The sequence below is a fragment of the Pseudomonas sp. PVC-5-1 genome (assembly GCF_057444345.1).
On sequence record NZ_CM172024.1, the window covers coordinates 5,213,223 to 5,231,935 of the forward strand.

11 protein-coding genes are annotated in these 18,713 nt (G+C 64.2%); 9 read left to right on the forward strand and 2 right to left on the reverse strand.

Going from position 1 to position 18,713, the window contains the following annotated elements; translation table 11 throughout:
• Positions 1 to 122: 122 nt before the first annotated feature.
• Positions 123 to 1,601, reverse strand: a complete 1,479-nt coding sequence (gene putP, locus AC2T3R_RS23845; RefSeq protein ID WP_015272040.1) for a sodium/proline symporter PutP — start codon at positions 1,599 to 1,601, stop codon at positions 123 to 125.
• A gap of 74 nt (positions 1,602 to 1,675) precedes the next feature.
• On the opposite strand from putP, the gene AC2T3R_RS23850 reads away from it, so the two are divergent.
• Entirely contained in the window at positions 1,676 to 1,864 is a 189-nt protein-coding gene (locus AC2T3R_RS23850) for a hypothetical protein (RefSeq protein ID WP_139832719.1), read from the forward strand.
• Between the two features lie 94 nt (positions 1,865 to 1,958).
• A complete protein-coding gene (gene putA, locus AC2T3R_RS23855; protein WP_486744354.1) occupies positions 1,959 to 5,912 on the forward strand; it encodes a trifunctional transcriptional regulator/proline dehydrogenase/L-glutamate gamma-semialdehyde dehydrogenase in 3,954 nt (1,317 codons plus the stop codon).
• Between the two features lie 421 nt (positions 5,913 to 6,333).
• Here putA and AC2T3R_RS23860 read toward each other — a convergent pair whose 3' ends face one another.
• Entirely contained in the window at positions 6,334 to 6,597 is a 264-nt protein-coding gene (locus tag AC2T3R_RS23860; RefSeq protein ID WP_233694664.1) for a DUF3077 domain-containing protein, read from the reverse strand.
• A 689-nt stretch (positions 6,598 to 7,286) separates the two neighbouring features.
• On the opposite strand from AC2T3R_RS23860, the gene AC2T3R_RS23865 reads away from it, so the two are divergent.
• The 7 genes from AC2T3R_RS23865 to yccS all read left to right on the forward strand — a co-directional run bounded on the left by AC2T3R_RS23865 (position 7,287) and on the right by yccS (position 18,622).
• The gene (locus tag AC2T3R_RS23865; RefSeq protein ID WP_486744355.1) at positions 7,287 to 9,089 is read left to right on the forward strand and encodes an acyl-CoA dehydrogenase; all 1,803 of its coding nucleotides are present in this window, start codon (positions 7,287 to 7,289) and stop codon (positions 9,087 to 9,089) included.
• 32 nt (positions 9,090 to 9,121) lie between these two features.
• Positions 9,122 to 10,564 carry a TldD/PmbA family protein gene (locus tag AC2T3R_RS23870; protein ID WP_486744356.1) on the forward strand — a complete coding sequence of 481 codons (1,443 nt, stop codon included), beginning with the start codon at positions 9,122 to 9,124 and terminating at the stop codon, positions 10,562 to 10,564.
• Positions 10,564 to 11,883 carry a TldD/PmbA family protein gene (locus AC2T3R_RS23875; protein ID WP_486744357.1) on the forward strand — a complete coding sequence of 440 codons (1,320 nt, stop codon included), beginning with the start codon at positions 10,564 to 10,566 and terminating at the stop codon, positions 11,881 to 11,883. Before AC2T3R_RS23870 ends, AC2T3R_RS23875 begins: the two co-directional genes overlap by 1 nt.
• 137 nt (positions 11,884 to 12,020) lie before the next feature.
• Positions 12,021 to 13,448, forward strand: a complete 1,428-nt coding sequence (gene mdtD, locus AC2T3R_RS23880; RefSeq protein WP_182328874.1) for a multidrug transporter subunit MdtD — start codon at positions 12,021 to 12,023, stop codon at positions 13,446 to 13,448.
• Between the two features lie 112 nt (positions 13,449 to 13,560).
• On the forward strand, positions 13,561 to 14,898 hold the full coding sequence (gene dbpA / locus AC2T3R_RS23885; RefSeq protein WP_230396947.1) for an ATP-dependent RNA helicase DbpA: 1,338 nt from the start codon (positions 13,561 to 13,563) through the stop codon (positions 14,896 to 14,898).
• A 137-nt stretch (positions 14,899 to 15,035) separates the two neighbouring features.
• Complete coding sequence (locus AC2T3R_RS23890) at positions 15,036 to 16,217, forward strand: BaiN/RdsA family NAD(P)/FAD-dependent oxidoreductase (RefSeq protein WP_410951874.1); 1,182 nt, start codon at positions 15,036 to 15,038, stop codon at positions 16,215 to 16,217.
• Positions 16,218 to 16,438: 221 nt separating this feature from the next.
• Positions 16,439 to 18,622 carry a YccS family putative transporter gene (gene yccS, locus AC2T3R_RS23895; RefSeq protein WP_013974492.1) on the forward strand — a complete coding sequence of 728 codons (2,184 nt, stop codon included), beginning with the start codon at positions 16,439 to 16,441 and terminating at the stop codon, positions 18,620 to 18,622.
• Positions 18,623 to 18,713: the final 91 nt, after the last annotated feature.

Sequence of the window (18,713 nt, forward strand, 5' to 3'; positions counted from 1 at the left end):
ATCAGCGACGGCATCTTCGCGGGTAAACCCGCCACCACAGGGCCTGCACAGATCTCAGACCCTGTGGAGCATCTGTGGGAGCGGGCAAGCCCGCGAAGAAGGCAACACCGAATCAGACGGTATTACTTGTCAGCGTGATACGCCGCATCAGCAGTCTCGAACCGCTTGACCATTGCCTGCGACGGGCTGCCCAACTTGCTCACCACGAAGATGGCAATGCTGGCGAACAGGAAGCCCGGGATGATTTCGTACAGCCCGAGGGTGTCGAAGTTCTTCCACAGGATCACGGTCAGTGCGCCCACCACGATACCGGCCAGTGCGCCGTTACGGGTCATGCCTTTCCACAGTACCGAAATCAGCACCACCGGACCAAAGGCAGCACCGAAGCCGGCCCAGGCGTAAGCCACCAGGCCCAGCACGCGGTTTTCCGGGTTGGAGGCCATGGCGATGGCGATCAGGGCGACGGCCAGCACCATCAGGCGGCCGACCCACACCAACTCGACCTGCGAAGCGTTCTTGCGCAGGAAGGACTTGTAGAAGTCTTCGGTCAGGGCGCTGGAGCACACCAGCAGCTGGCAGCTCAGGGTACTCATCACCGCAGCCAGGATGGCCGACAGCAGTACACCGGCGATCCATGGGTTGAACAGGATCTTGGCCAGCTCGATGAACACACGCTCGTGGTTCTCGGTGACCGGGCCCGCCAGATCAGGGTGCGCCGAGAAGTAGGCGATGCCGAAGAAGCCCACGGCGCAGGTACCGGCCAGGCACAGGATCATCCAGGTCATGGAGATACGGCGGGCGTTGGCGATCGACTTCACCGAGTCGGCGGCCATGAAACGCGCCAGGATGTGCGGCTGACCGAAGTAGCCCAGACCCCAGCCCATCAGCGAGATGATGCCGATGAAGGTGGCGCCCTTGAGCATGTCGAAGTTGGCCGGGTTGACCGCATCGATGGCAGCGAAGGTGGTATCGAAGCCGCCAGTGGAGATCAGCACGATCACCGGGGTGAGGATCAGCGCAAAGATCATCAGCGAAGCCTGCACGGTATCGGTCCAGCTCACCGCCAGGAAACCACCGACGAAGGTGTAGGCGATGGTCGCGGCGGCACCGGCCCACAGGGCGGTTTCGTACGGCATGCCGAAGGTGCTCTCGAACAGACGGGCACCGGCAACGATGCCGGAGGCGCAATAGATGGTGAAGAACACCAGGATCACGATGGCCGAGATGATCCGCAGCACGCCGCTGTTGTCTTCGAAGCGGCTGGAGAAGTAGTCCGGCAGGGTCAGCGCATCGCCGTTGTGCTCGGTCTGCACGCGCAGACGACCAGCGACGAACAGCCAGTTCAGGTAGGCGCCGACGGTCAGGCCGATGGCAATCCAGGCTTCGGACAAGCCTGAGAAGTAGATGGCGCCCGGCAGGCCCATCAACAGCCAGCCGCTCATGTCGGAAGCGCCGGCGGAAAGCGCGGTGACCACGCTACCCAGGCTGCGACCGCCGAGGATGTAGTCGGAAAGGTTATTGGTGGAGCGATAGGCGGCGAAGCCGATCAGCACCATTGCCGCGATATAGACCACGAAAGTGATCGTTAGTGGATTGCCCATGCGTGTGCCCTGGCGTTTGTTTTTATGTCATGCACAACCGCAGCCATGGCGGTTGCACCCAGGCGGCGAATCCTATGCAACAACGCAAAGCGGGTGCAACCATTTTTCATTTGCAAGTTGCACCTTCTCGTGCATTTTCAGACAAATCTGATTTTTTGCTCCTTTTGGGAACAACAACTCCGCTTTTCATAATAAAACGCACCGAAAACGACCCTTTTCCGGGCATGGAAATGACGGTCGGACGAGTTGCACCTTTTCCATGAAAAATTCGGGTTGCACCTGGTTGCACCCGAATTGTCCTACAGCTACTCTTGGCGCCAGCTTAGGCCACAACCGTGGCAATAACGAGGATAAGAAATGGCGACGACCACCCTTGGGGTCAAACTCGATGACCCGACCCGTGAGCGACTCAAGGCAGCTGCGCAGTCGATTGACCGCACCCCGCACTGGTTGATCAAGCAAGCGATCTTCAACTACCTGGAGAAGCTCGAGGGTGGTGCCACCCTGACCGAACTCAACGGCCATGCCAGCAACCTGGCCGAGGACGCCGGTGAGGTCCAACCTGACCACAGCCACCAGTGCTTCCTCGAGTTCGCCGAGAGCATCCTGCCGCAGTCGGTGCTGCGCTCGGCGATCACCGCCGCCTACCGCCGCCCCGAACAGGAAGTGGTACCGATGCTGCTGGAGCAGGCGCGCCTGAGCGCCCCGCTGGCCGAAGCGACCAACAAGATGGCCGCCGGCATCGCCGAAAAACTGCGTAACCAGAAGAGCGCTGGCGGTCGTGCCGGCATCGTTCAGGGCCTGCTGCAGGAATTCTCGCTGTCGTCCCAGGAAGGCGTGGCACTGATGTGCCTGGCCGAAGCCCTGCTGCGCATCCCCGACAAGGGCACCCGTGACGCGCTGATCCGCGACAAGATCAGCACCGGCAACTGGCAGCCGCACCTGGGCAACAGCCCGTCGCTGTTCGTCAACGCCGCCACCTGGGGCCTGCTGCTGACCGGCAAGCTGGTGTCCACCCACAACGAATCCGGCCTCACCTCCTCGCTCACCCGCATCATCGGCAAGAGCGGCGAGCCGATGATCCGCAAGGGCGTCGACATGGCCATGCGCCTGATGGGCGAGCAGTTCGTCACCGGCGAAACCATCGCCGAAGCCCTGGCCAATGCCAGCCGCTTCGAGTCCAAGGGCTTCCGCTATTCCTACGACATGCTCGGCGAAGCCGCACTGACCGAGCACGACGCACAGAAGTACCTGGCGTCCTACGAGCAGGCCATCCACTCGATCGGCAAGGCCTCCCATGGCCGTGGCATCTATGAAGGCCCGGGCATCTCGATCAAGCTGTCGGCGCTGCACCCGCGCTACAGCCGCGCCCAGTACGAGCGCGTGATGGAAGAGCTGTACCCGCGCCTGCTGTCGCTGACCCTGCTGGCCAAGCAGTACGACATCGGCCTGAACATCGACGCCGAAGAAGCCGACCGCCTGGAGCTGTCGCTCGACCTGCTCGAGCGCCTGTGCTTCGAGCCTTCGCTGGCCGGCTGGAACGGTATCGGCTTCGTCATCCAGGCCTACCAGAAGCGCTGCCCGTATGTGATCGACTATGTCATCGACCTGGCCAAGCGCAGCCGCCACCGCCTGATGATCCGCCTGGTGAAAGGCGCCTACTGGGACAGCGAAATCAAGCGCGCCCAGGTCGAAGGCCTGGAAGGCTACCCGGTCTACACCCGCAAGGTGTACACCGACGTGTCCTACGTCGCCTGCGCCCGCAAGCTGCTGGCCGTGCCAGAAGCCATCTACCCGCAGTTCGCCACCCACAACGCCCACACCCTGTCGGCCATCTACCACATTGCCGGTCAGAACTATTACCCGGGCCAGTACGAGTTCCAGTGCCTGCACGGCATGGGCGAGCCACTGTACGAGCAGGTGGTCGGCAAGATTTCCGAAGGCAAGCTGAACCGTCCGTGCCGCGTCTATGCACCGGTCGGCACCCACGAAACGCTGCTGGCCTACCTGGTGCGTCGCCTGCTGGAAAACGGCGCCAACACCTCGTTCGTCAACCGCATCGCCGACCACTCGATCTCCATCCAGGAACTGGTCGCCGACCCAGTCGCCAGCATCGAGCGCATGGGCACCCAGGAAGGCAGCATCGGCCTGCCGCACCCACGCATCCCGCTGCCGCGTGAACTGTATGGCAGCGAGCGGGCCAACTCGGCCGGCATCGACATGGCCAACGAACACCGCCTGGCATCGCTGTCCTGCGCCATGCTGGCCACCGCTCATAACGACTGGAAAGCCACGCCACTGCTGGCCTGCGCCGCCAGCGAAAGCGCAGCCGCACCGGTGCTGAACCCAGCGGACCACCGCGACGTGGTCGGCCATGTTCAGGAAGCCACTGTCGCCGACGTCGACAACGCCATCCAGTGCGCACTGAATGCAGCACCGATCTGGCAGGCCACCCCGCCAGCCGAGCGCGCTGCCATTCTGGAGCGCACCGCCGACCTGATGGAGGCCGAAATCCAGCCGCTGATGGGTCTGCTCATCCGCGAAGCGGGCAAGACCTTCGCCAACGCCATCGCCGAAGTGCGTGAAGCCGTGGACTTCCTGCGCTACTACGCGGTGCAGGCACGCAACGACTTCAGCAACGACGCCCACCGCCCTCTGGGCCCGGTGGTGTGCATCAGCCCGTGGAACTTCCCGCTGGCGATCTTCACCGGCCAGGTGGCCGCAGCGCTCGCCGCCGGCAACCCGGTACTGGCCAAGCCGGCCGAGCAAACCCCACTGATCGCTGCCCAGGCCGTGCGCCTGCTGCTGGAAGCCGGCATCCCTGAAGGCGTGCTGCAGCTGCTGCCCGGCCGCGGTGAAACCGTCGGTGCCGGCCTGGTGGGTGACGAGCGCGTCAAGGGCGTGATGTTCACCGGTTCCACCGAAGTGGCCCGCCTGCTGCAGCGCAACGTCGCCGGCCGCCTGGACAACCAGGGCCGTCCGATCCCGCTGATCGCCGAAACCGGCGGCCAGAACGCGATGATCGTCGACTCCTCGGCACTGACCGAGCAGGTGGTGATCGATGTGGTGTCCTCGGCCTTCGACAGCGCCGGCCAGCGTTGCTCGGCACTGCGCGTGCTGTGCCTGCAGGAAGACTCCGCCGACCGCGTGATCGAAATGCTCAAGGGCGCCATGGCCGAAAGCCGCCTGGGCTGCCCGGACCGCCTGGCCGTGGACATTGGCCCGGTGATCGACGCCGAAGCCAAGGCCGGCATCGAGAAGCACATCCAGGGCATGCGCGAGAAAGGTCGCTCGGTCTACCAGGTGGCCATTGCCGATGCTGCCGAGCTCAAGCGCGGCACCTTCGTCATGCCGACCCTGATCGAGCTGGAAAGCTTCGACGAGCTCAAGCGTGAAATTTTCGGCCCGGTGCTGCACGTGGTGCGCTACAACCGTCGCAACCTGGACCAGCTGATCGAGCAGATCAACAACTCCGGCTACGGCCTGACCCTCGGCGTGCACACCCGCATCGACGAGACCATCGCCAAAGTGGTGGAAACCGCCAACGCCGGCAACATGTACGTCAACCGCAACATTGTTGGTGCAGTGGTAGGTGTGCAGCCGTTCGGTGGTGAAGGCCTGTCCGGCACCGGCCCGAAAGCCGGCGGCCCGCTGTACCTGTACCGCCTGTTGTCGACCCGCCCGGCCGACGCGATTGGCCGCCACTTCCAGCAGCAGGACGGCGAAGGCAAGCCTGACCGCGCCCTGCACGAACAGCTGATCAAGCCGCTGCACGGCCTGAAGGCATGGGCTGAGAGCAACCAGCTGACCGACCTTGCCACGCTGTGCAGCCAGTTCGCCAGCCAGTCGCAGAGCGGCATCGCCCGCCTGTTGCCAGGCCCGACCGGCGAGCGCAACAGCTACACCATCCTGCCGCGTGAGCACGTGCTGTGCCTGGCCGACAACGAAGCTGACCTGCTGGCGCAGTTCGCCGCAGTGCTGGCCGTTGGCAGCTCGGCGGTATGGGCGGATGGCGAGCCGGGCAAGGCCCTGCGTGCCCGCCTGCCGCGAGAGTTGCAGGCCAAGGTCAAATTGGTGGCGGACTGGAACAAGGATGAAGTGGCGTTCGACGCCGTGATCCACCATGGCGACTCGGACCAGCTGCGCGGCGTGTGCCAGCAGGTGGCCAAGCGTGCCGGGGCGATCGTGGGTGTGCACGGGCTGTCCAGCGGCGACCACCAGATTGCGCTGGAGCGCCTGGTGATCGAGCGGGCAGTGAGTGTGAACACTGCTGCTGCCGGTGGTAATGCCAGCTTGATGACCATTGGCTGACGCTGAGGGTTGTTAACGAAAAAAGGAGAGCTTCGGCTCTCCTTTTTTTATGGGGGCTGGGGTTGGGCTGACAGGTGTTCGCCACAACATTTTCTGCGCCTGTGATATCGAGCGCCGCCCGCGCGGCGCTTCGCGGGGCAAGCCCGCTCCCACATTTGTTGCAACGTGGCCATGCCTGTGAGGCCATGGTTGTCAGCCTTGGCGCATGACTAAAGACATGTTGGGCGGCAGCCACGCCAACATGGAGATATCGGCGGACCAACAAAGCGGGCAACCATGGCCTGACAGGTTTGGTACGTTGCAACAAATGTGGGAGCGGCCTTGTGCCGCGAAGCGCCGCGCGGGCGGCGCTCGATCTCATAGGCGCTGAAGATGCTGCGGCGAACACCTGGCAGCCTTCATTCAACCTGAAGCCAAACCCTCACTGTTTCATCCCCAACTCAGCATCATCCATCAGTGCCTTGGCCATCGCACTCAGGTAATGGGCAGCCCAGATCATCATCGGCTTCTCATCCATCAGCCCGGTAATGGTCAATTCACGGACATAACCCATCAACTCCGAAGACTGCTCGCGGGCGTCCCTGCACGGGATGCCAGGCTCGATACGGAACAGCGGGTGGGTGCCGTTTTCACCCTGGTAGAAGGTGGTCTTGCCGGCGGTGAATTGGGTGTCTTCTGTTGTCATTGTTCAATCCCCTGATAATTCTCGAGTGCCTGGCCGGGCCTCTTCGCGGGCGCGCCCGCTCCCACAGGATCACCACAGGCTTCATGACTTGCACCGTATCTGTGGGAGCGGGCATGCCCGCGAAAGGGCCGGTTCAGGCGACAAATCAATAAGCCTCAGTGCGAAGTTTGCGACCTAGATTAGGATCTTCGAGTGAATCTGCGTTCAGGGGTGGATCAGGAACTATCTTCAGCATTGGTATTTTTCTCGGTAAGGGCTATCACCACCTGCTGTCAAACAAGAGGGTGGCAGCTGTGCATGGGTTGACAGACCGGTAGAAAAATCCAAAAACCCGGCGCACACGAGGTGCCCCATACACAGCCGCCGAAAAGGCGAAAGCCATGAGAATTTTCTGGTCGGCCTGTCAAAGCCGGTCACTGATTTGGCAGCGACCACCCGAGACTATGGCCCGATCCAGAGCACCGCAATGGCTAGGAGGGGGTTGGGAGTATGTTTGGGAAATGGACTACATGGAATAGGCGAAAACCTAAAAAGCAGCCGAGATGCTGACCGGAATACGGTGGAGCTGGCAGGTGTTCGCCACGACAGTTGCAGCGCCTTTCTAAACCCATATCACCCAAACCTATTAACCTCCCCCCACCTAACCCTATCAGCCTAGACTCGCAGCATCCCGCCTCTGGACCGCGACCATGCCCGAGACCCTGCTCAGCCCCCGCAACCTCGCCTTCGAACTCTACGAAGTCCTCATGGCCGAGGCCCTGACCCAGCGCCCGCGCTTCGCCGAGCACAACCGCGAAACCTTTGACGCGGCGCTATCGACTGCCCGCACCATCGCCGAAAAGTTCTTCGCCCCGCACAACCGCAAGGCCGACGAAAACGAGCCGCGCTACGTGGATGGCCGCGCCGAACTGATCCCCGAAGTGAAACCCGCCGTCGACGCCTTTCTCGAAGCCGGCTTCCTCAACGCCAACCGCGACTTCGAAGCCGGCGGCATGCAGCTGCCGAGCCTGGTCTCGCAGGCCTGCTTCGCCCACTTCCAGGCGGCCAACGCTGGCACCACGGCCTACCCGTTCCTGACCATGGGCGCGGCCAACCTGATCGAGAGCTTCGGTAGCGATGAACAGAAGCGCCTGTTCCTGCAACCGATGATCGAAGGCCGCTACTTCGGCACCATGGCCCTGACCGAACCCCATGCGGGCTCTTCACTGGCCGATATCCGTACCCGCGCCGAGCCTGCCGGTGACGGCAGCTACCGGCTCAAGGGCAACAAGATTTTCATCTCCGGCGGTGATCACGAGTTGTCGGAAAACATCGTGCACATGGTGCTGGCCAAGCTGCCGGATGCGCCGCCCGGCGTGAAGGGCATCTCGCTGTTCATCGTACCCAAGTACCTGGTCAACGAAGATGGCAGCCGTGGCCCGCGCAACGATGTGCTGCTGGCAGGGCTGTTCCACAAGATGGGCTGGCGCGGTACTACCTCCACCGCGCTGAACTTCGGCGACAACGGCCAGTGCGTCGGCTACCTGGTCGGCCAGCCGCACCAGGGCCTGGCCTGCATGTTCCAGATGATGAACGAGGCACGCATCGGTGTCGGCATGGGCGCAGTGATGCTCGGTTACGCCGGCTACCTGTATTCGCTGGAATACGCCCGTCAGCGCCCGCAGGGTCGGTTGCCGGACAACAAAGACCCGCACAGCCCCGCAGTGCCGATCATCGAGCACAGCGATGTGAAACGCATGCTGCTGGCACAGAAGGCCTACGTAGAGGGCGCCTTCGACCTGGGCCTGTATGCCGCGCGCCTGTTCGACGACACCCAGACTGCCAGCGACGACAGCGCCCGCAAGCAGGCGCAGGAGCTGCTCGACCTGCTGACCCCGATCGTCAAATCCTGGCCCTCGACGTTCTGCCTCAAGGCCAATGAACTGGCGATCCAGATCCTCGGGGGCCACGGCTACACCCGCGAGTACCCGGTTGAACAGTACTACCGCGACAACCGCCTGAACCCGATCCATGAAGGCACCGAGGGCATCCAGTCGCTCGACCTGCTGGGCCGCAAGCTGGCGCAGAACAATGGCGCCGGCCTCAAGCAGTTGATCCGGTCGATCGCTGCCACCGGCGAGCGCGCCAGCCACCATGCGAACCTCGACCCACTGCGCCAGCCGCTGGAGCAACTGGTCAACCGCCTGCAAGGTGTGACGCTGGCGTTGCTGGGTGACCTGGCCGAGGGCAAAGTCGCCGGCGCCCTGGCCAACTCGGCCCTCTACCTCAAGGCCTTCGGCCACTGCGTGATTGGCTGGCGCTGGCTGGAACAGGCGATCCATGCCGAACTCGGCCTGCTCAAGGGCAAACCCACCGACCGCGACTTCTACCTCGGCAAGCTGCAGGCAGCGCGTTATTTCCTGACCTGGGAGGTACCTGGCTGCCATAATGAGCTGGCATTGCTCGAGGCGCGCGACGACACTTGCCTCGCCATGCAGGACGAGTGGTTCTAAGGGGGAGCCACCGTGTACACGGAGGCTTCCACATGTTCGATACCAGCGCCCTGCTGCGCCAGCGCTTTGCCACGCTGCGCAGTACGGCCGAGCTGTTTTCCCTACGCCATGTGAAACAGTCGCACCAGGCGCTGTCGGTTCGCCGCAACGTCGCGGAACCACCCTTCTTCAGCCAGGACGAGGGCGCCATGCTCACCGTGCGTGTGAATGGCGTGGAAGCCTATGCCGCCACCGCCGACCTGTCCCAGGCCGGCCTGCAGCGCGCCCTGGAGCGGGCCGAGGCGCTGGCCCGGCAGATCGCCCGATACAACCTGCTGGACCTGCGCGAGCAACCGGTGACCAGCGCACGCCACGACCACATTTCGCCCAACTTCGACCAACCCGTGCCCAACCTTGCCGACTGCCTTGGCCTGCTCGCTGCCGAATCGGCCAGCGTGCCCAAGGACAGCCGCCTGGTGGACTGGCAGGCCAGCCTGGGCCTGAGCCTGGTCGAGCAGACCTACCTGAACTCGGCCGGCGCCGAGCTACGCCACGCCCAGCGCTTCCTGTTCCCGGGCCTGGGGGTGACCGCCAGCGACGGCCAGGACAGCCAGAGCCGCAGCCTGGGCCGCGACAACTTCGGCCAGCAGGGCGGCTTCGAGGTCATCGAGCGCTGCGGCCTGGTCGGTGCTGCCCGCCGGGTGGCCGACGAGGCGCTGCAACTGCTGCTGGCGCCGAACACCCCCAGCGGCCCGCGCGACCTGCTGTTGATGCCGGACCAGATGATGCTGCAGATTCACGAATCCATCGGCCACCCGCTGGAGATGGACCGCATTCTCGGCGACGAACGCAACTACGCAGGCACCAGCTTCGTCAAAGCCGATGACTTCGGCCACCTGCAGTACGGCTCCGCGCTGCTCAACGTGACCTTCGACCCGACCATCGGCGAAGAGCTGGCCAGCTACAGCTTCGATGATGACGGCACCCAGGCCAGCAAGCAGTTCCTGATCCGCGATGGCCTGCTGCTGCGCCCGCTGGGTGGTGCGCTGTCGCAGTTCCGCTCCGGCCTCGACGGCGTGGCTAACAGCCGTGCCTGCGGCTGGAACCGTGCGCCGATCGACCGCATGGCCAACCTCAACATCGAGCCGGGCGACCAGAGCCTGGATCAGCTGGTGAAAGGCATCGAGCACGGCATCCTGATGCGCACCAACCGTTCCTGGTCCATTGATGATGCTCGCAACAAGTTCCAGTTCGGCTGTGAATGGGGCCAACTGATCGAAAACGGCGAGCTCAAGGGCATCGTCAAGAACCCCAACTACCGTGGTATCTCCGCGCAGTTCTGGCGCAACCTGGCGGCGGTCGGCGACAGCAGTACCTTCCAGGTGCTGGGCACGCCCAACTGCGGCAAGGGCGAACCCAACCAGGTGGTACGGGTGGGGCATGCCTCGCCGGCCTGCGTGCTCCGCCAGATCGACGTATTCGGAGGAGACGCCTGATGAAACACGCTTTCGAAACCCTGGTCGGGGATGTGCGCAAAGCCCTGCAGACGGGCGAACAGTTCACCCTCGGCTACAGCGCCGAACAATCGCAATTCGTGCGTTTCAACCATGCCAAGGTACGCCAGGCCGGCACCGTGAACCAGGCCGGCGCGCAACTGCGGCTGATCCGCGATGGCCGCCAGGCAGAGCAACAGGTGACCTTGAGTGGTGACACGCAACTGGATAGCCAGCGTCTGTTCACGGCCCTGGAGCAACTGCGCCAGACCTTGCCACTGCTGGCGGTCGATCCGTACCTGCGCCTGGACGAAAGCGCCTGGCACAGCCACAGCCAGCAGGAGCAGCCGCTGCCCGAACTGAGCGATGTGCTGACCTTGCTCGAGCGCGAAGCCGGCGACCTGGACCTTGTCGGCATCTACGCCGCCGGCCCCATCTGCCGGGGCTTCGCCAGCTCGTTCGGGGCCTTCGGCTGGCACCAGGCCAACAGCTTCAACTTCGACTGGAGCCTGTTCCACGAAAACGGCGAGGCGGTGAAGGCCAATTATGCCGGGCAAGTGTGGAGCGCCGACGACTTCACCGCACGCCTGCGCCAGGCGCGGGAACAGCTGGGTTTCCTTGGCCGCCCTGCCGTCACGCTGAAGCCTGGCAGCTACCGCGCCTACCTGGCCCCGGCGGCCATGGACGAAATAGCCGGCATGCTGTGCTGGGGCGGTTTTTCCGCACAGGCCCTGGCCACTGGCAACAGTGCCCTGCAGCGCCTGTACAACGGCGATGCGCGGCTGAGCCCACTGGTGAGTTTCACCGAGCAGGTCAGCGGTTCGCTGAGCCCTGCATTTTCCGATGAAGGCTCGCCGCGCCTGGATGTGCCGTTGATCCAGCAAGGCGAGGCCCGGCAGCGATTGATCAGTGCGCGCAGTGCGGCCGAATTCGAGCTGCTGGCCAATGGCGCCGATAGTTACGAGTCACCGTGTGCGCTGAGCCTGGCAGCAGGTAGCCTGCCGAGCGAGCAGATTCTGGAGCGGCTCGGTACCGGGCTGTACATCAGCAACCTGTGGTACCTGAACTATTCCGACCTGCCGGCGGCACGCATGACCGGGCTGACCCGCTTCGCCACCTTCTGGGTGGAGAACGGGCAGATCCAGGGCCCGGTGAGCACCATGCGCTTCGATGACAACCTGTACAGCTTGCTCGGCAGCCAGCTGGAGGACTTGACAAGCGAGCGCGAGATGATCCTGTCGACCAGTACCTATGGACAGCGCAGTACCGGGTCGAGTCATTTGCCGGGGGCACTGGTCAAAGGCCTGACTCTGACATTGTGATAGGCCATTCCGGCCTCATCCCCGGCAAGCCAGCTCCCACAGGGACCGCACCCAACCTGAGGTCTGTGGTAATCCTGTGGGAGCTGGCTTGCCGGCGATGAGGCCAGTACAGGCAATGCCGAACATTGAGGTTCCTCATGCCCGAACGCACCCCGCTGGACCCTGTCACCGCCCGCTGGATCCCTTGGGTGGTGGCCATCGCCTTTTTCATGCAGTCCCTGGACGGCACCATCCTCAACACCGCACTGCCAGCCATGGCCCGGTCGCTGGCCGAAGACCCGCTGCGCATGCAGGGCGTGATCATCGCCTACATGCTCACCGTGGCCCTGCTGATCCCCGCCTCAGGCTGGATCGCCGACCGCTTCGGCACCAAGCGCATCTTCTTCAGCGCCATCCTGCTGTTCAGCTTCGGCTCGCTGCTGTGCGCCGCCGCCAACAGCCTCGGGTTCCTGATCTTTGCCCGTGTCGTGCAAGGGCTGGGCGGTGCGCTGATGCTGCCGGTCGGGCGCTTGGTAGTCCTACGTGCCTACCCGCGCACCGAGCTGGTGCGCATCATGAGCTTCATCACCATCCCCGGCCTGCTCGGGCCGCTACTGGGCCCTACGGTTGGCGGCTGGTTGGTGGAAATACTGAGCTGGCACTGGATCTTCCTGCTCAACCTGCCGGTCGGCCTGATCGGCTGCTACGCCGTTTGGAAGTTCATCCCCGACCTGCGCGGCGCCGAGCGCACCACGTTCGACGGCCCCGGGTTCCTGCTGTTTGGCGCAGCGATGGTATTGATCACCATCGCCATGGAAGGCCTGGGCGAACTGCACCTGCCGCACCTGCGGGTGATGTTGCTGCTGTTCGCCGGCATGGCCTGCCTGGCGGCCTACTGGCTGCGCGCCGGGCGCGACCCGGAGCCGTTGTTCTCACCCAGCCTGTTCCGCGTGCGCACCTTTGCCATCGGTATTCTCGGTAACCTGTTCGCCCGCCTGGGCAGCGGCGCGCTGCCGTTCCTTGTGCCGTTGCTGCTGCAAGTGGCGCTGGGCTACTCGCCGGCCCAGGCCGGCATGAGCATGATCCCGCTGGCGGCTGCGGCGATGCTGGCCAAGTCCATTGCCCGACCACTGATCGAACGCTTTGGCTACCGCATCATCCTCACCGGCAACACCCTGCTGCTGGGCCTGCTGCTGGCCAGCCTCGGGCTGGTCGACGAGCAGACGCCCTATGCCGTGCTGCTGATTCAGCTGGGCCTGCTCGGGGCCGTCAACTCGATGCAGTTCACCGCGATGAACACGGTGACCCTGATCGACCTCGACGACGCCAGCGCCAGCAGCGGCAACAGCCTGCTGTCGGTGGTCGCGCAGCTGGCCCTGAGCCTGGGCGTGGCATGTGCGGGGGCATTGCTCGGCGGCTTTACCGCAGCCGGAAACGCCGACGGTGTAGAAACCACCTTGGGTGCATTCCAGCTGACCTTCGTCACCATCGGCGTGATGGCCATGCTGGCGGCGGCGATATTCCTGCAGCTGTCGCCGACGGACGGAAGGCGTGCCCGTCGTCCGGAAGAACACATGGAGTCGTAGGGCGAATGGCCATGAGGCTGGTAGACTATGCGGCATTTTTCGCTTCGCACCGCAGGCCCGCCTCGTGACCACCGAATCCACCGCCTTTGCCACCTTGCCGCTGTCCACTGCCATGCTGGCCAACCTGGACGCCCTCGGCTATGCCTCGATGACACCGATCCAGGCCCAGAGCCTGCCGGTCATCCTCAAGGGGCAGGACCTGATCGCCCAGGCCAAGACCGGCAGCGGCAAGACCGCCGCCTTCGGCATCGGCCTGCTCAACCCGATCAACCCGCGCTACTTCGGTTGCCAGGCGCTGGTGCTGTGCCCTACCCGCGAGCTCGCCGACCAGGTGGCCAAGGAGCTGCGCCGCCTGGCCCGCGCCGAGGACAACATCAAGATCCTGACCCTGTGCGGCGGCGTTTCGTTGGGCCCGCAGATCGCTTCGCTGGAGCACGGCGCACACATCATCGTCGGCACCCCAGGGCGCATCCAGCAGCACCTGGACAAGGGCACCCTGGTGCTCGACGGGCTGAACACCCTGGTGCTGGACGAGGCCGACCGCATGCTCGACATGGGCTTCTTCGATGCCATCGCCAGCATCATCGGCAAGACCCCGTCGCGCCGCCAGACCCTGCTGTTCTCGGCCACCTACCCGGCCGGCATCAAGCAACTGGCCGCCGACTTCATGCGCAACCCGCAACAGGTCAAGGTCGAGAGCCTGCATGCCGACAACCAGATCGAGCAGCGCTTCATCGAGATCGACCCGCAACAGCGCCTCGAGGCCGTCACCCGCGTGCTCGGCCACTACCGCCCGCAGTCCTGCGTGGCGTTCTGCTTCACCAAGCAGCAGTGCGAGGATGTGGTCGCCCACCTGACCGCCAAGGGCATCGTTGCCCAGGCCCTGCATGGCGACCTGGAGCAGCGCGACCGCGACCAGGTGCTGACCATGTTCGCCAACCGCAGCAGCTCGGTGCTGGTGGCTACCGATGTGGCCGCCCGCGGCCTGGACATCGATGGCCTGGACATGGTCATCAACGTCGAACTGGCGCGTGATGCGGAAATCCATGTGCACCGTGTCGGCCGCACCGGCCGTGCTGGCGAGAAAGGCATTGCGGTCAGCCTGGTGGCACCGGCCGAAGGCCACCGCGCCCAGGCCATCGAAGACCTGCAGAAGAGCCCGCTGCGCTGGGACCAGCTGGACAGCCTGAAGCACAAGGGTGGCGAACCGCTGCTGCCGCTTATGAGCACCCTGTGCATCGCCGCCGGGCGCAAGGACAAGCTGCGTCCAGGTGACATCCTCGGGGCGCTGACCGGTGATGCCGGCATCCCCGGCAAGCAGGTGGGCAAGATTGCGATCTTCGATTTCCAGGCGTTCGTGGCCGTCGAACGGCCGCTGGCCAAGCAGGCCATGCAGCGCTTGAACAGCGGCAAGATCAAGGGGCGCTCCCTGAAAGTCCGCATCGTCTGACCTAATTTTGGGGCCGCTTTGCGGCCCTTTCGCGACACAAGGCCGCTCCTACAGGGGATCGCAAACTCCTGTAGGAGCGGCCTTGTGTCGCGAGAGGGCTGCAAAGCAGCCCCCAGCAATCCTGAAGAGGTAACACCGTGCACTCCACCGACGTGATCATCCTCGGCGCCGGCGCCGCCGGCCTGATGTGCGCACAGCTCAGCGCCCGCCGTGGCCGCCGGGTACTGGTGCTCGACCACGCCAACAAACCGGGCAAGAAAATCCTCATGTCCGGCGGCGGCCGCTGCAACTTCACCAACATGTATACCGAGCCGGGCAACTTCCTCTCGCAGAATGCGCATTTCTGCAAATCGGCCCTGGCTCGCTACACCCAGTGGGACTTCATCGAGCTGGTGTGCAAGCACGGCGTGGCCTACCACGAGAAGAAACTCGGCCAGCTGTTTTGCGACAACAAGGCCAGTGACATCCTCGACATGCTGCTGGCCGAATGCGATGAGGCCGGCGCCGAGATCCGCATGCACACCAGCATCGAGCAGATCGAGAAGACCGAAGGGGGCTACCTGCTGCAGACCAGCGGCGGCCAGTTCGCCTGCCAGTCGCTGGTGATCGCCACCGGCGGCCTGTCGATCCCGACCCTGGGTGCCACCGGCTTCGGCTACCAGGTGGCCCGCCAGTTCGGCCATACCCTGCTGCCAACCCGCGCCGGGCTGGTGCCGTTCACCATCACCGAGCCCCAACTGAAGGCACTGTGCACCGAGTTGTCCGGCACATCGCTGGATTGCACCGCCAGCTGCAACGGCACCAGCTTCCGCGAGAACCTGCTGTTTACCCACCGCGGCCTCAGCGGCCCGGCGATTTTGCAGATTTCCTCGTTCTGGGAAGCAGGCGACACGGTCGAGATCAACCTGCTGCCCGACCGTGATGCACTGACCTGGCTGCAACAGATGCAGGCCGAACGCGCCAACACCGAGCTGAAAACCGTGCTGGGCGAGGTATTTACCCGCAAGCTGGCCAACCTGCTGGCCGAGCAGTGGTTCGAGTCCCGGCCCATGAAGCAGTACACACCGGCGGAACTGGCACAGATCGCCGATAAGCTGGCGAACTGGCAGGTGGTACCGGCCGGCACCGAGGGCTATCGCACTGCCGAAGTGACCCTGGGCGGCGTGGATACCCGAGAGGTGTCGTCCAAGACCATGGAATCGCTGAAAAGCCCTGGGTTGTATTTCATTGGTGAAGTGCTGGATGTGACTGGCCACCTGGGCGGTTTCAATTTCCAGTGGGCCTGGGCCTCCGCCAACGCCGCGGCGCAGTTCGTGTAGAGTAGAATCCATTCAGCAGCACGGAATGCTTCTTGCTGGCCCGTGCTGGGAGTGCCGAAATTCGCATGGGGCTGCCATGCAGCCCATTCGCGGCACAAGGCCGCTCCTACAGGGGACGCGATCGACTGTAGGAGCGGCCTTGTGCCGCGAATGGGCCGCACAGCGGCCCCAATGACACGGCCTCGAACGGTATTTCTCTGATCACTGCCTAGCAGGCCATCATGTCATCGAGCTCGTTCCGTCAGTCACTGCGTCGCCTGTGGGGTCAAGACAAGTTCAGCTACAGCATCCGGGTCACCATCGCCCTCACCGGCAGCCTGGCCCTGTGCTGGTACCAGAACGAAATGGCCCTGCTGATTCCGCTGTTCCTCGGCATCATCGCCAGCGCCCTGGCCGAAACCGATGACAGCTGGCAGGGCCGCCTCAGCGCCCTGGCCGTCACCCTGGTGTGTTTTGCCATCGCCGCACTGGCGGTCGAACTGCTGTTCCCCTACCCGTGGGTATTCGTCATTGCCCTGGCCTTGGCGGCCTTTGGCCTGACGATGCTCGGTGCCTTGGGCGAACGCTATGGCGCCATCGCTTCAGCGACCCTGATCACTGCGGTGTACACCATGATCGGCGTGGACCAGCGCGGCGGCCAAGTCACCGATTTCTGGCACGAACCGCTGCTGCTGGTGGCGGGCGCAGCCTGGTACGGGCTGCTGTCGGTGCTGTGGCAGGCGCTGTTTTCCAACCAGCCGGTGCAGCAGAGCCTGGCCAAGCTGTTCTTCGAGCTGGGCAGCTACCTCAAGCTCAAGGCCAGCCTGTTCGAACCCGTCCGCACCCTTGACGTCGAAGCCCGGCGCCTGGAGCTGGCCCAGCAGAACGGCAAGGTGGTGGCGGCGCTCAACGCGGCCAAGGAAATCATCCTGCACCGGGTGGGCAACAGCCAGCCGAATTCCAAGGTCAGCCGCTACCTCAAGCTGTACTTCCTGGCCCAGGACATCCATGAACGGGTCAGTGCTTCGCACTATCCCTACAACGCCCTGACCGAGGCTTTTTTCCACAGCGACGTGATGTTCCGCTGCCAGCGCCTGCTGCGCAAGCAGGGCTCGTCCTGCCAGGAACTGGCCCGCTCGATCCGCCTGCGCCAGCCGTTCGTGCTGGCCAGCGGTTATCCCGAGGCCCTCGAAGACCTAAACGCCTCGCTGGAACACCTGCGTATGCAGAACAACCCGGCCTGGCGTAGCCTGCTTCGCTCGCTGCGGGCGCTGGCGGCCAACCTGGCGACGCTCGACCGCCTGCTCAGCGCCGCCAGCAACCCGGACAGCCTGGCCGACACCAGCGATAGCAGCCTGCTCGACCGCTCCCCACGCTCGCTGAAGGACGTGTGGACCCGCCTGCGCACCCAATTGACGCCGACCTCGCTGCTGTTCCGCCATGCCCTGCGCCTACCCCTGGCGTTGTCGATCGGCTATGGCATGGTGCACCTGATCCACCCCACCCAGGGCTACTGGATCATCCTCACCACGCTGTTCGTGTGCCAGCCCAACTACGGTGCGACCCGGCGCAAGCTGGTGCAGCGGATAGCCGGCACCGCCGTCGGCCTGACGGTGGGCTGGGCATTGTTCGACCTGTTCCCCAACCCGGTCATCCAGTCATTGTTCGCCGTGGTCGCCGGGGTGGTGTTCTTCGTCAACCGCACCACCCGCTACACCTTGGCCACGGCCGCGATCACCTTGATGGTGCTGTTCTGCTTCAACCAGATCGGCGATGGCTATGGCCTGTTCCTGCCGCGCCTGTTCGATACCCTGGTCGGCAGCCTGATCGCCATCCTCGCGGTGTTCCTGTTCCTCCCCGACTGGCAGGGGCGGCGGCTGAACAAGGCGCTGGCCAATACCCTGGCCTGCGCCAGCGTGTACCTGCGGCAGATCATGCAGCAGTATGCCCACGGCAAGCGCGATGACCTGGCCTACCGCCTGGCCCGGCGCAACGCCCACAACGCCGACGCGGCGCTGTCCACCACCTTGGCCAACATGCTGATGGAGCCGGGGCATTTCCGGAAGGAGGCCGACGTCGGCTTCCGCTTCCTGGTGCTGTCGCATACCTTGCTCAGCTACCTGTCGGGGCTGGGCGCGCACCGCGACACGGCCCTGCCGGCGGAGGTGCAGGAACAGTTGATCGAAGGTGCCGGGCAAAGCCTGGCCAGCAGTCTGGACGAGATTGCCAACGGCCTGGCCGCGCGGCTGCCGGTGGCGATTCACAGTGATGCCGAAGAAGCGCTGGCCAATGCCCTGGAGCAGATGCCGGAAGAGCTGGACGAGCACCAGCGGCTGGTACAGACGCAGTTGGCGTTGATCTGCCGGCAGTTGGGGCCGCTGCGGACCTTGGCAGCGCATTTGATCAAGGAAGGTGCACCGGCCTGAATGCATTGTTACCTGCTCTGGCCTCTTCGCGGGCACGCCCGCTCCCACAGAAACATCACAAGCCCCAAGTCCTGTGAGTTACCTGTGGGAG

Excerpts from the sequence above, each read along its gene's own strand:
- putP (WP_015272040.1), bottom strand. The coding sequence starts at position 1,601 with ATGGGCAATCCACTAACGATCACTTTCGTGGTCTATATCGCGGCAATG.
- AC2T3R_RS23850 (WP_139832719.1), top strand. The coding sequence starts at position 1,676 with ATGCAACAACGCAAAGCGGGTGCAACCATTTTTCATTTGCAAGTTGCA.
- putA (WP_486744354.1), top strand. The coding sequence starts at position 1,959 with ATGGCGACGACCACCCTTGGGGTCAAACTCGATGACCCGACCCGTGAG.
- AC2T3R_RS23860 (WP_233694664.1), bottom strand. The coding sequence starts at position 6,597 with ATGACAACAGAAGACACCCAATTCACCGCCGGCAAGACCACCTTCTAC.
- AC2T3R_RS23865 (WP_486744355.1), top strand. The coding sequence starts at position 7,287 with ATGCCCGAGACCCTGCTCAGCCCCCGCAACCTCGCCTTCGAACTCTAC.
- AC2T3R_RS23870 (WP_486744356.1), top strand. The coding sequence starts at position 9,122 with ATGTTCGATACCAGCGCCCTGCTGCGCCAGCGCTTTGCCACGCTGCGC.
- AC2T3R_RS23875 (WP_486744357.1), top strand. The coding sequence starts at position 10,564 with ATGAAACACGCTTTCGAAACCCTGGTCGGGGATGTGCGCAAAGCCCTG.
- mdtD (WP_182328874.1), top strand. The coding sequence starts at position 12,021 with ATGCCCGAACGCACCCCGCTGGACCCTGTCACCGCCCGCTGGATCCCT.
- dbpA (WP_230396947.1), top strand. The coding sequence starts at position 13,561 with ATGCTGGCCAACCTGGACGCCCTCGGCTATGCCTCGATGACACCGATC.
- yccS (WP_013974492.1), top strand. The coding sequence starts at position 16,439 with ATGTCATCGAGCTCGTTCCGTCAGTCACTGCGTCGCCTGTGGGGTCAA.